The 14,129-nt window shown below is 57.0% G+C and carries 3 protein-coding genes; all 3 read right to left on the minus strand.

Annotation, left to right across the window (positions count from 1 at the left end):
- Window positions 1-2 precede the first annotated feature (2 nt).
- Genes IAU67_RS05625 through IAU67_RS05635 form a run of 3 tightly spaced genes read right to left on the minus strand, consistent with a single transcriptional unit; the run spans window position 3 to window position 14,089 of the window.
- Window positions 3-6,497 carry a DEAD/DEAH box helicase gene (locus IAU67_RS05625; protein ID WP_151841732.1) on the minus strand — a complete coding sequence of 2,165 codons (6,495 nt, stop codon included), beginning with the start codon at window positions 6,495-6,497 and terminating at the stop codon, window positions 3-5.
- A 27-nt stretch (window positions 6,498-6,524) separates the two neighbouring features.
- Window positions 6,525-11,144, minus strand: a complete 4,620-nt coding sequence (locus IAU67_RS05630; protein WP_151841733.1) for a DNA methyltransferase — start codon at window positions 11,142-11,144, stop codon at window positions 6,525-6,527.
- The gene (locus IAU67_RS05635; protein ID WP_151841734.1) at window positions 11,144-14,089 is read right to left on the minus strand and encodes a DEAD/DEAH box helicase; all 2,946 of its coding nucleotides are present in this window, start codon (window positions 14,087-14,089) and stop codon (window positions 11,144-11,146) included. The genes IAU67_RS05630 and IAU67_RS05635 overlap by 1 nt, the downstream gene beginning before the upstream one ends.
- Window positions 14,090-14,129 lie beyond the last annotated feature (40 nt).

Below are 14,129 nucleotides of genomic sequence, written 5' to 3' on the forward strand. Positions count from 1 at the left end.
TCTTAGTTCTCATTTAGTGCTGAACTCAATTCGTTGGGGACCGCGTCAAACTCAGCGGCAACGACAAGGTAACCCTTGGCAGCAAGTTCTGAGCGAAGGTCTTCAGCATCTTCAGTGAGTGCAAGCACAACCTTAGCCTTAGGCCAATGAACTACTGCCGGGATTCCGGCAAGTTCCTCTCCTACGCTATCGGGTGCGGGTACGGGCAACCCGCTGGCCGCAAGGGCACGCAGAGCCTTGATAACGCCGGGCTCGTCATCGAACTCTTGGGCGGCCTCCTGCCACACACCGGTGAGTTCCGCCGGCTCCTGAACGCCCAAACCACCAGTTCTTGTGGCCGTGACTGGCTCACTTTCAGGCGTTCGCAGAACTTCAATCGCTTGCTGTTCCGCTGCGGATTCGTGGACGACGACCTCGCTATTATTGCGTCCACTGAGGTAAACCAGATTGCTCAGGGTGACAAACAGCTTCCACGCGTCCACGTCTTGGCCGACCTTCGAAGCATCGAAGGTAAGGGTGTTCTTCGGTCTTCCGAACCGCATGGTGACGGCGTCAAGGTAGGTGATCTCTCGCTGTCGACCCACTTGGCGCCCACGCCATGCGGCCACAACAAGCGCCTGTGCTGCTCCATCTCTCCAGGAAAATGTGGGAGCAAGGAGAACGTGCAGGAGTAGCGTCATGGGATCGCCGTAAATGAAAGCAGCCTTTTCGTCACTGAGATCAGAGCCCTTGGACGTTCGGTGAATCGCTTCGCGCACACAAGGGTCCTCCCACACCGGACGTGGCTGTGGCTCATTCGCGACTACTGCCTTGCGGGCATCGATATCACCCCAGGTGAGTGTCCACGGCAGATAACCCTGACTGAACAGCGCATTGCGCTTGTCAAAGTCATCCTTAACTCGATTGTGGGCCTCACTGACATGGAAGGCTGCACCATCAAGGTATAGGGCAATATCGCGTATGTCTGGGTCAGCGGTACTGAACAAGATGTCAGGAACAGTCACGCCGAGGTTTACCTGTTCGCGCATGATCCACACGTGCGGAGACCCCGGGAAATTGATGGTCCAATGAGCGTAGTTGCCGTGCATCGCCTCCGATACGATGGCGTTCATAGCCTTAAGGTCTTCGCGCAACTGCTCCACAAAACGCAACTCCAGCTTGGACTGCGTGGTGTGCTCCGGTTTGTGTTGGGTGATGTGCCTGTCCCAAGAAATTGCTAGTGGATCTGCATCAACAGGCAGATGCATGTCATCGCTCAAAATCTTGGACAATGCCACCACCGCAGCTGCACGCGAGGTCATCGAAATGTGGGAGGACTGCGCAAAAGGCAGCAGACAGGAGGGGCAACACCCACGATCTTCATCCGAGCAATGGCACGTGCGCAATCGGCGGTATGCCACTTCCAACAAACCACGCACATTATCCGGATCTGTAAACTGCGCCAGATATCCGGTTCCACCTGGCACTGTGTCATGAATAAGCAGCATATCTACCGGGATGCCATCGGATTCCACACGTACAGCTTCCACATCCAAGTGGTCCGGGTTGCCGCCTAGATATTCCTTAAATCCCAGCTTCAATGCCGCGATGAGGGAGGGCACCGTGGTCGCTTCAACCATGGACAACAGTGCCGGCAGGTGCACCAGCACGCCCTGCGTCCCCAGCGTGCGCCCCAATGCAAAGGTCAGGGAATGCTCCTCGTGGGCATCCCGGTGTTTGCACCACGCGGCGTGGTCGCGCCAGGAGTTAGAACCGGCCTCTGAGTCTAGATGGCCGCAGTGCTCGCATACCCGAAACAGCGGGGATTCTTTCTCTTGTCCCGCAAGCATCCGCTTAGCTCCGCCGCCCATGCGGCCAAGGTTAAGCCAGCGCAGTTGGGCGTGCGGCAGGTACTCGATACCGAACCCAGAGCCGGATAGATACCAGGCTGCACCTCGACCGCCCTCGGGCACGCTAAAACTAAGCTGTGTTTGATAGCGCTGCGAAGCGCGGTCATCCGCAAAGTCGCTAATCGCTGAACGCGCCGCGTCAACCGTGGCGTACACCTTGGTCATCTCGACCACGTCGATCAATTGATCGCGGTCCGCAAAGCTGTGGCTTCCACAGGCTGGGCATTGGCCTACCATCGGTGCATCCACCGCAGCGGCCTCATCCGCGGACAATACCGCCCCCGTGGCCTCAGAATAAGAGCACTCCGGGCACAGACGCCATTGTGTAATAGCCGAGTGGTGTTCACCCAGATGGACCGAATCCACTTGTGCCCCCACGCCTTGCACGTAAAAGGTATTTCCCGGTGCTAATTCCGTCAGTGCCGAAGACACTCCGCGGTTATATGTCAGCTTTTCCATCTCAAACTGCTGGATGTCTTCATTGAAGGAAGAGACCGCCAGCTCAAATTCCACAGTGTCATCAAGCAACGTGAAGTTTGGAAGCAGACCGTAGCGCTCCATGGCGCTGATCCAGTATTCCTTGGTGTGTTCATTTTGCTGAGCAGTCACAAACCGCAGTGACACCGCTGTGGCATCACGCTTGTTGCGCAGCTCATCGTCCTCTGCGCCAGCGTGTTCAGCTTTAAGATCCAACTCGCCCATTCGTTGCTCCAGCACAAACTTGCGCTCACCGAGCAGCCGGTTGGTGTCTTCCCAGCGCTTCCTGGCATGTTGCACTTCGGCAACCAGACCATAACCTTGGGCATTCTGCCCGTGTGCATCGGAAGTTCCAGCCAGGGCCCAGGCACGCAATTCCTCAATGACATCATCCGTGGTGTGCTCGGATAGCGTGGCGACAAAGCGGTCTACTGCCTCCTTCAGTCCTTGCAACGCAGTCTCTTCGAGAACATTCACCAAAGCCCCACCCGAGCTGGAAAACACATCGCGTGCGTTCGTAAGCTCGGCTGTTTCTTCCAGCACCGCGGTACTTTCAAGCACATAGGCCAAGAACTGGCGGTGCATGATCTCGCGCGCAGACAGGTAAGCCGCCGGCGCGGTCACGGAACCGCCAATGGTTTCCAGCGGGTGTTCCAGCTTGCCTAACGCAGTTCCACGTCCGCGTACCAAGGCCACGATCAATGAGTTTCCAGACAAACGCCCGGCGCGGCCCACTCGCTGTACATAGCTCGCCACGGATCGGGGCATGGAAGAGAGCATGACAGTTGAAAGGTCACCGATATCAATACCCATCTCCAACGTCGGTGTTGCCACAAGCACGTTGGGCGCATCAGCCGGTTGTTCCGACACGGCCATCTTGAACTGTTTCTCAATCTTGTTGCGCTTATCCCTGTGTACAAGTCCTGTATGTTCCGCCGCTACGACGGTACGTGTATTCACGGAGCGATAGAGCCGCTGGTAATAGTTGTCCTCCACCTGAACCTGCGTAAAATGTCCGTCGCATCCTGCGGTAAAGCAAGAAACACCAGTCAACGCCGCGCGTGCACCCGCATCAACGCCCACGCGCAGATGGCACGCCGGACACTCCAGGAGTTTCGGCTGTGGCTCCTCGCGGACCACGATCATCGACGGCGCAAGCGCGTAGACATGACCACCAGTGGCGGTGGGAACAGAACGCACAACCTCTGCGTCTTTAAGCTGCTGGAATAATGCGGTGACTTGATTCGCTGCGTCGAACGCGCTGCCTGACGAAGCTCCCAGCGCTTTCTTTGTCCACCGTGCATACCATCCTTTTTGAGAGCCGAGAGACATCGTTGCGCTGTTATCCCGCTTGGCAATTGCGCCTTTAAGGGCAGTACCCGCCCGTGGAAAATGTGGTGCTTCGCCACGCCCGAAAGCCGGGATTCCACGTGCGCGTGCCTCGCGGCGATTAAGCCTCCACGGGTTGCAATCGTGACGTAGGTATTCTTGGAACCACGGGTGGTCAATGCCGCCGCGGATACGCATGAATTCCACGATTCCGCGTGCCCACCCCAGCAACTCCTCGTCGGTGGACAGCGTGTCTGCAGCAGCTTGAGCGGCCTCCAGCAGCACTGAATCTGGAACATCGACCGCGACGCTGAGTGTGCCGGTCGTGACCATAGAGCGCGGCAAGTCTACGCGATCACCGAACTCTAAAGCTAAGTCAATGCCCAGTCGTTTACGCAACGATTCCAAGGCACAGTCGCGCTGTGTTTTAGTGGCACCATCTTCCCACACCGCCCGGTATCGCGAAGACTTCTTAAGCTGCGGTGGTAACAACTCAAATAACGCCCTGGACTGCATCAACGGGTCGGACTCTGCTAGTGCATGACCAACCATCTGCTCCGCTATGCGGTCCAGCCGCACGCCAATTTCACCACTACTCGTGGTGGCATCATCGTCACTCGAGCTTTCCTGTGACTCCGCTATCAGCCCACGCACTGCCCGCCACATGCGTGAACGCAAGGCAAATGCGCGGGCGCGGTTTTCCACAAATCCAGCCCGATGAGCGGCGTCTTGAACGGAATCAGCAAAAACCAACGTCTTCTTTTCCGCTGAAGACAATGAATCCATTCCAAAGACATTGCTCAGGGCAACGGACAACAATGTGGCCACCGAAGAACCCAAGTACCTAATGGCATCGCGTTCACCACAGGAGGGGCATTCCTGTTCCTTAGCGCGCTCCTCAATGTCTTCACCGGCATATGTCAGCACTGGCACCACTGGTGATTCCTCTATGGTCTCTTCATCCAGCGCAGCGTCCTCCAATCTCGACTTCTCCAAATTGAGCCAACGCACTCGTGATCGGTCATCTTCCGTGCGCAACACCTCTTGTGCAACTTCACTGGTGGCATCAATGAGTGGCCGCAGCCGTTCCCTTGCCCCTATGGATAGTTTTCGGATTTCTTGTGGCGCGGTGACATAGGTATCCCCACCTGGCTGTACTGCAAACATCCATCCCGAGCGGCCACAGTGGCGGCAGTAAATCGCTGGCAACCAGGCATGACTCACTACTCCCGCGCCTTGTGCTACTGCCGACGCCCCATTAAGACCATTATCATCGGACCAGCGGAACATACTCCCTGCGCCGGCTCCTACTGCCCTATCAATGCGGGAGATCTCGCGTACCCACAGGTGTGTTTCCACGCCCGGGATTTTCTTTCCCTCCCACCCGCGCATCGCGCCAAACTGCGCCCGCAGGTGCGCCATTTCGGCAAGTATGATTGCTAGAAACTCCGCGGCCAACGCGCCATGATTGCGCAGAACGGATGCCGAAAACACCCGTTCCACCAGCGGCTGTACTCGCTCTTGCCCAGGCACTCCGTGTTCACCGGCCACCAAAGGCACCGGCGTTGCTGCCTCCCGCAAGATATTGTGCACCAATTCATTTCCCGCCATCGCTGCGATGGCCGCCGCCACTCCAAGTGGCGAGGTGGCACCGAACACGCTAACCGACAGAGCTTCATGCACGGCCACGTCGTAGTCTACGGAGCCCGCAGTAGTAGATTCATTCACCCGATCCACCACGTCCTGCATCTGTTCTACTGTGGGTGTGGGTGTTGGCTCCACCTCTTCACCAACCAGTTCGGGGATTGTCTCCACCCACTGATCCACGCTGAGGAGCGTCTCCCCCACCACCGCATCAGCCGACAGTCGTTCACCGAAGACAGTGAAAGCAAAATCCACCATATCCGTTGACTCGCCGGCAGTACCTCCGAGCGTTGCCGAGGTTGCCACCGGAGTTACACGCCCCAGCGGACGGGCGGCCTCATTCTCGGACAAGAAACCAGCAGGCTGAAACCTTTTGAGCATCAGTCCCAGGCGGCGCAGCAACATCGCCACGTCCGTACCTTGCGCTGCATCGTAGGTGTGGAATTCGTCCAGGACCAAGTACTGTAACGAGGTGGCTGATTTCTCCCACATGCTCCGATCTGCCGGCCGCAGCAGCAGCTGGTCCAGCATCTTGTAGTTAGTGAGCAGAATATCCGGCGGGGTATCGCGCATCACGGAGCGATCCGTGATCAATCCATTTTCTGATATTTTTCTTCGGCCACCTGTGGGCACCTCACCGGTGTACAAACCAGCACTCACTCCGGCCAGTGCCGCTTCCGAAGAAATCAGCTCCGCCAAGCGGCGTTCTTGGTCGGAGGCCAAAGCGTTCATCGGATACAGAATCAACGCCTTAATCCCGCTGCCTTGAGTTCGTCGGCAGTGATCCAAGATCGGATAGAGGAACGACTCTGTCTTACCCGAGCCTGTGCCGGTGACGACCAGCGTTGGCTGTGGCCGGTGGTCTTCACCAGTAGTGACATCCACGGAGCGTAGCCGCGCAAACGCTTCTGCCTGGTGACGGTAAGGCTTAAAATAGTCGGGCAACCATCCCAGAATCCCTGACCAATCACTCGCAGGCGCATACGGCAGGCGTGTGCGAACGTACGGCCCATAGAACATTCCACCTTCCGGAGCGAGGAGGAAATCACGCAGTTGCTGAGCAGTGAGGTCCTCCGACAGAGCAAAGGTGGTAGTCAGGTATTCGGATAGGCCATCCACGATGTAGTCTGCGGCGTGGGTGGGGATCAGGCTTGACATGTGCGTAACTTCCAGTGGGTTCGTAATTTATTGGTCCATCATCGCCGCGTACTTTTCATACGCTGCAGTCAGATCCGCTTCGCGATCAAGCGGTGCAAAGGGATATTCAAAGACGTAAGCCACTCCGGACTGTGGGTGGGTCCAGGTGCGTTCGGCCAGGCTCAGCTCCTCACCGTCTTTAAGCTTCTTCTGTAGCTTGGCAACGTCCCCGGCTACCTTACGGCCGTTGACATCGTAGAGGTCCTCCTGGTCGTAGCGCCGCATCACGGGGAACTGCGTGCGGTAGATCATCAGCAGCTCTTCCAAAGTCACGCCGAGTGACAACGCGACCATCGCATCGATTTCATTCTGGGCATGCCAGCGCTCACGAGCATTCCGCAGTGCGACATCACGGGTCCACGGGGTGCCGACGACTTCTTCCCACAGGGAAGCATAATTCTCCGTCAGAACATTCAATTGTAAAAAGCGTTTCGAAATATCTTCAACAAATAAACCGTCTGCTACGAGAGGACCATTTTCAACGATTGAGGGCCACAGGTGGGATCCAATGCTTCGCATCAGGAAATCCGCAAGAATCGACGAGCTATATCCACCAAAAAGTGGTATCAATTCCGACTGTGTTACTCCTGGAATACCGGCAGAAATTACTCCATTAACATGCGCAGATCCAGGCGGAATCAAAGCTGGATACAAAGTTCGATATCCAGTGAGCGCCGCCATCTGCCGCCACGCAACACGATAATGTGAGCGGATCGGGAAGCTTTCATCCCCTGAAGACCAATATCCATAGTCATCCCCATAAGTCGCGATGCTTTTATTCGGACGATACGCTGTTGCCGGGATGAAGTCCTCCGGCATGGCCTCGAGATCGATCTCGAACCAGTCCTGGTTGTGTTTCATCGTTGGGTTCGGCTGCTTAATCATCGGCGTGGCGACACCAAGGTGCGGACCTTGTAGGATGACGTCTTCCCAGGACTCGGGATGCTGCCACGACGTATCGAAGTATCCACGCTTTTTATCGGCAGTCTCGTGCCAACCGCCAGAAAATTGAAGACCAAGCGACTTGATTCTCGGCGCCTCGGCGAGCTTGGCCAGGACAGCTGCGGCCTCACTGTTGACCGAGTACACCGTGCGGGTTTCTAACAGAGGTGTCCCGGGGTCTTCGATGATGGAGTTCCACACCTGCAGCGTGTCCTCATCCACGGTAATGATACGGTCTCGGTGAGGGCGAACATCCCACTTATCGTTATCATCTTTGAAACCAGGCAGGGAACCAGTTCCATCATGCACCAGAGAATCGATAACAGTTTTCGGATGGTAGAGAGCTGATGCCGATATGAAATTCGGACGTTCTTTCGCTCCTGCATAAACATGAATTCCGTACTTTACGAGATCATGGACATCGAAAAGAACCAGCTCATTAATGAACTGCCAATGCCTGCGCAGCCGTCGATAAGCGCCCGCGCGCAGTGGAGCGGCCTTCTTCTCTGTGAAGTGGGACTCCGGGTGGATAAGGGAAACCACGCCGTCTGCGGCCATCGTAGACCAGGTGCGTTCCATGAACGCACGGTAGAGATCCGGCTGTTGGTTGCGCAGGTGTGGGTAGCGCGTGACGTCGCCCAGCACGGCAGAGGTCACCACCGCTTCCGCCAGGCCTTTAGAGAGGGTCTCCGCCACGGCGCCATCGGCAGCAAGAAGCTCACGGCGTGCCTTCTTCTCAGCCTGGGTGGGCTTGTTCGCCAAGCTGAACCATGGGTCATGTTCAGATAGCAACGCGTCTACATCCGTGCGGGGCCGCACCCATGGCGGGTTACCCACTTGGAAGTCGAAGCCGCCCTGGGCCATGACCACGGCAAAATCCAGGTCCCAGTGAAAGAAGGCCTGTTCCTCAGCAATGGTGTTCGCGGTGACAAGCCACGGGTGGGCGCCAAGGACCTCATCGAAGTCCTTGCGGCCAGAGGTGGAGCGGTCCAGGGACTCCACGTAGTCCAACTCCTCCCAGGTCATGTCGAAACCAAAGGCAAACTGGTCCGGGTTGAAACTCCGGCGCCTCTTCTCCTCATGCGGGGTTCCCAGCAGATCCTCCATGGTGGCCAGGTATTCGTCTATATCCGGCAGCTCATCAGTGCCGGTGACGGGCCAGTACCACAGGGCATTCCACGCGTTCATGGCCGTGCGCAGGCGGAGGTAGGCGCCCTCGTTGTTCTTCAGCAGCTCCTGCTCCACCTGGTCGCGGGTCACCACCGCAGTGCGCTTCATGGTGCCCTCCGGTTGACCCCACAAGTCCAGGTCGCGGCGGACTTGGTCCTCGGCAATGCGTTGGCGGATCAGGGCCAGCTCCCACAGCTTTTCCACCTGGGCCGACAAGCGGGAAGCCAGCTTGGCTTGGGTTTTGGTGAGGCCCTTGCGGATACTGCTGCGCCAGGCCTTCATCGCCTTGATGTCCTCGGCAGCAATGTCCTTCAAATCCTTGGCTTCAGCCGCAGCACCCCAGCCCTGGCTCGGGACAAGGAAGTGGTGGACGCGCCCGGCAGGCTTGAGATCAGACTCGTGTGCGTCAATAGCCGCGGCGATGTCCTTCACCGAATGATGCTGTGGGGTGTTCTTCAGGTAGGCCTTGGTAGTAACGTCCTTAGTCCCGAAAGTGGACCGGGTGGCACCAACAAGAGAGTTGCCGTGGCGCAAGTGCAGTCCAAACCAAGGGGCTTTAAGTTCCTTAGTCATTGTGCTCAGCCACAGGGAAATCTCCGCCAGCTCCACCGCAGTCTTGTTCAGGTCCACACCGTAGACCTGGTGCAGTGCGATGTGCGCCTTTACCTTCTGCAGTTCCTGGGCGCGGTTCTCACTGGGGAGTTCTGCCTTTGTTTCCTGCTGCTTCTTGGTCAAGTACAGCTCCGACAGCTGGTTGACGGCCTCCACGGCGAAGGCGCCGGAGCCCATGGCGGGCTCACAAATTGCCAGCGTGAGGATGTCATCGGCACGCTCGATACGGCCAGTAGCTTCCAATTCTTCAATGGCCTGTCCCACGGTGAACTCAGTAATCACCGGCGGTGTGTAAAACGAAGCGGAACGCTCACGGTCGCGGGAAGACTGACGGTAGACAAAACTGCCGCGCGCATGCGTGCGCATGGCCCGCTCTACGCCACCGTGTTCGTTCTCCCTGTCCTCATACACAATCGAATCCTGTGGCAAGGTCTGCGCGTGAGCTTCAGGAACCACCCACGAGCCCTTGGAAGGATCGCCATGCTTGGCTACCTCCACAAGATCTTCCTGAGCAATGTAGCCGGTATAAGACATCAGGCCCTCGTACACCTGGCCCAACTCAGTCACGCCGAGGGTAGCGTACGAAATAAATCCACGGTCACTGCCCCGCTTTTCCTTGGTCAGCAGAAGGTTTTGCAGGACCTTGTGCAGCGCCAGGTTTGAGAGCTTGACCTCATCGATGTAGCTGGTGGCCTCACTCTTGAACAGGTCCGCATCCAAGTTGCGGAACTCCAGGCCCTCTTCAGTTGCGGTAGCGTCGAATGCAGGGGCGTCCTCACTACGCGGATCGTGCCCGCGATTCACTCGATCGAACAGAAGCTGCAGGCTCTCATACAGGTGTGTGCCATTCTGCGCGCGGTGAGTGGTCGGCTCAGTCAAGATGAGTTCACGCAGGCGGGACAGGCCGTAGCCTGCGTCGTAATCACTATCACCAGTAGGCAGAATTTGTAGTTCAGGAGAGGATTCCGCAAAAAGAAGGAAAAGAATGCGGTAAAGGTAGCGTAGCGCTTGGTTAGCTAGTTCGTTTCCGTTGATGTCAGGAGGGGTGGTGAGGTTGTGTGCTTGGTGGCGACGGCGTTGAAGAACGTCGTTACCAATGATTTCGATAGAGGCCTTAATGGCGCCACGTAGTTCCTCAGAAACCTTGACAGAGTGGTCGCGAGCTTCGGCCAACGTATCCAACCACCAGGTGGTGCCATCAGCCCCGCGGGTGACGTGTTCGTTGGCCAAGATGGCAATCACTCGTGGAAGCTCGCCTTTGGCTCGTTGATCATTGCGTTCGATTGCAAGGCCCAGGTCAACAGCGAGGTAGCGCCCCAACGGCCAGGTCTCCCGCTCAGCAAGCATGACCCAGGTTCCGGCGAGGATGACAATCATGTCCGGGGCTTGTTCGGCCAAGAAAATCTCCCCCACCAGCTTATATGTGGTGATGTCGAGGGGCTTCTCCGCTAACTGTGGGGCAACCCCCAACGGAGCCACGGTGGTGGTATCTTCCAATGCGGCGAGCTGCCCGGCGCGGAGGATGACAACGCTACCTGCGGCGTCGGTTGCAGCATTAAAGGATAACGGCTGGCCGTTTCGTGCCAGCTCTACACGGCGCAATGGCGGATAGCCGAAGGCTTCAGAAACCAAGTCATACACCTTATGGAGGGTTTCCTCCGCTGCTTCTTCCTCCAACGACGACAGCACGGTTTGGAGTTCCTCCCTGCGGGAGGATAGACGGGCAAGCGGTGACGGCGCAGAGTTGCTGCGCTTATCGTGGGCGCTCCAATCCTTGCGGGCATTGTCAACGCGTTTGCCAAAGGAACTGCCTTTTTCATCTGTGGTCAGGTAGTAATCAGAGATCCATTCCTCAACATTGATGATGGAATCAAAATCTGCCATTAGAGTGCCTTTACTGAATTAGAGGAGGTCGTGGACGGGGCAGGAAGAACGAGGACCAAGGGGCGCACCAGGGTGCGCTCTGGGGCCATGGACTTGAGCAATTCTTCTTCTCGCTCAATGAGCTGCGTGGTGTTTGTGGCTCTGAGGGTTAGCTGACCTGAATTGGCTGACCACCAGGCATCCTCACGGCGCTTCCAGTCATCAATGCGGCGGGTGACGGTTTTTTCATTGGCCTTCATGACCCACTGAAGGTGCTGCTGTGCTGTGCTGACTGCAGCCGCAATGAGCTTGTCTGCATTGTCCGGCACGATCAGCCCGCCTGGGTTGATGGCATTGGTGACCAGACCAATGTCGCGCAGCCATGCATAGACGTCCTCTTGGATTTCAACGTTCGCCGCCTGGAGACCGGTTGGAACGTCGAAGCCCATCGGCCCTTCCGTTGCGACAACGAACATGCGCGAGAGAATCTGGCCGCGCGAGTTCGTCAGTGTTCCCATGAGCAACAGCGTTGGCTCTTCGACATCGCCGTAGACAGCGGGGATCTCACTTTGCTCCATGGCGGACAGCGCACGATCGGCTGCCCATTCTGTCACGGGGTGCAATGGACCCAGGAAGTGGGCACGTGGCCACGACTTTTCCGAATCTCCCTCCCTTGCGGCTTTTAGTTGTTCATTCCCGCGTTGTTTGGAGGTTGCCAACATGAGGCGTTCAGTTACCTTGCGATACGAGACATAGTCCTGTGGTAGGTAATCGAAGCGGCGGCGCAGATCCTTCGGCGGGGTCAGCTCAACAATGCTGTTATCGTGTTCGATGTAGTCCACGCCACCAGCGGAAGGCTTAGCATGGGCCTCGTCGTGGTAGGCCTCATTAAGGGCATCTTCAAGATAATCGTTTTCCGCGGCGTACAGGCTGTGACGTACACCAGGGCCATAGGACAAGGAGACGGGACCATCGTGCGCCGACTCGTTCTCCATAGATCCGGCCCCTGTACCGAGTTCGTTGTCACCAAGGTCCAGTTCACTGTCTGATGCCAGCAAGGCCCAGATGCTATCGAGCTCGTCAGTATCTTCGTCTTCAGTGATGAGCTCTTCCGGGTTGGCCACAACGTCATCGAATCGCTTGGATTCCATCAACACCGAGCGGATAGCATCCTCTTCCGCGGTGGGGTTGTGTTTGCCCATGAGTGGTGAGGCATCGCCCAACAGCTGGTTTGCCGCGTACTCACGCTCGATGAGGCGAGTAAGCACATGAATCTCACCGATCGAGCTCGCATCCTGCGGGTCAAGCAACAGCGCGGTGATCTCCGGGGAATGCTCCTGGCCATAACGGTCTACGCGGCCGTTGCGCTGCTGAATGCGGATGAGGGACCATGGGATGTCATAGTGCACCAGGTGATGACACTGCGCATGGAGGTTAACACCTTCCGACGCCACATCTCCGGTGATCAACACCCGCAAGGCAGTATCGGTGCGCTTGAATTCGTCGATGAGCCCCAGCTGCTCCTCATCCGACAGACCACCATGCATGATCTTGACCGCATCCTTGGGCATCTTCAGAGCCTTGGACACGTTCTTTTGCAACCATTTCAGGGTTGCCACCCGCTCCGAGAAGATCACCACGCGGCGATCCGAACCCTTCTTCACGCCGATAGAGGTGAGGTAATTGATGAGTTCTGCGAACTTTGCTGAGGTATCGGCCGTGACTTTGTCATTGATGTCGAGTAGTCGCTGCAGCTTGGTACGCTCCTCAGGCTTACCTAAACGCATGCGTGCCTCTACCGATTCGGTCAGTGCCCGCGGTGAGGATAGATAAGCCTTCACCAAGGTCCATGGGAAAAGACGATCGCCGGCCGTTCCATGTACCCAGTCCTCCGCAATGACCCGAGCTACAGCGTTTTCCTCCGAGGAAGCCGGGACCGCAATGTTGCGCGGCTCCAGCCGCTTGGCCCACTTCTCCCCCACAATCGAGGCAACCTCCGGCGAGTTTCGATGGCGGCGAATAATGAGCTTCTTAGCCGCCTCCTTGTCAATGCTCCCATCCGGCAGCACGGACAAGGGATCCAGCAAACGCAGAATCTCCTTGAAAGAATCCTCTCGGCCGTTATGTGGAGTTGCGGACGCCAAAATCAACGCCTCCGTAGTCGGAGCCAATGTGCGCGCTAACTCATTGTTTTGCGAGCCAGCATTAGTGGCATTGTGAATCTCATCAATAACCACCACATCCCAACGGACCTTGTTCAGCTGTGCTCGATACTTCGGCGATTTCAACGTATCCATCGAGACAATAACTCGCGGGAAATACGTGAAAGGATTCTTCGAGGCAGGTAATTTCTGCCGCACTTTCTGGATTCCCTGCGAATCCAAGCGCACCAACGGCACTGCGAAACGAGTCCACAGCTCCTGTTGGAATTGCTCCATCACGTGCTTCGGCGTCACCACGAGGATCCGCTCTCCCCTACCGCGGCGAATCAACTCGGAGACAATCATGCCAATCTCAAGAGTCTTTCCCAGACCCACAGCATCGGCAAGCAGCACACGCGGACGGATACGTTCAGCAGACAATGCCTTCTTCACCGCAGAAAGCTGGTACTCCAGCGGGTCTGCCAGCATGTGCGCTGACACCTCCGGCTCCTCTTGATGCAACGGGACTGGAGTTCGGCGCAGGGTGGACTCCAGCCACAGCCGAGTATGACGGAAATGCGGCGAATTATCTGCACGCACGGTCACGTTGGCGGGATCAAAGACCATGATGTCATCGAGAGCGGTGAAGAACGTGGCGGTCGTATCTCGGACGTAATCGCTCACGCCACGGGCACGAACACGGAAACCGTCCGTGGTGCGGGCAACGTTACTCACCAGCCATTGCTCGTCACGGCATTGAATGGTGACTCCCGGAGCAAGCTGGCTTAAATCATGAGAACTCTGGGCAGGAGTGGCTGAACTCATGATGAAACAATATCAGCAGTGTTGGAGCAGAATCGATAAT

Origin of the sequence: Corynebacterium zhongnanshanii (genome assembly GCF_014490575.1) — a bacterium.
In the GTDB taxonomy this organism is placed as follows: domain Bacteria; phylum Actinomycetota; class Actinomycetes; order Mycobacteriales; family Mycobacteriaceae; genus Corynebacterium; species Corynebacterium zhongnanshanii.

Coding starts and splice junctions, on each gene's coding strand:
- IAU67_RS05630 (WP_151841733.1), bottom strand. CDS start 11,144: ATGGCAGATTTTGATTCCATCATCAATGTTGAGGAATGGATCTCTGAT.
- IAU67_RS05635 (WP_151841734.1), bottom strand. CDS start 14,089: ATGAGTTCAGCCACTCCTGCCCAGAGTTCTCATGATTTAAGCCAGCTT.
- IAU67_RS05625 (WP_151841732.1), bottom strand. CDS start 6,497: ATGTCAAGCCTGATCCCCACCCACGCCGCAGACTACATCGTGGATGGC.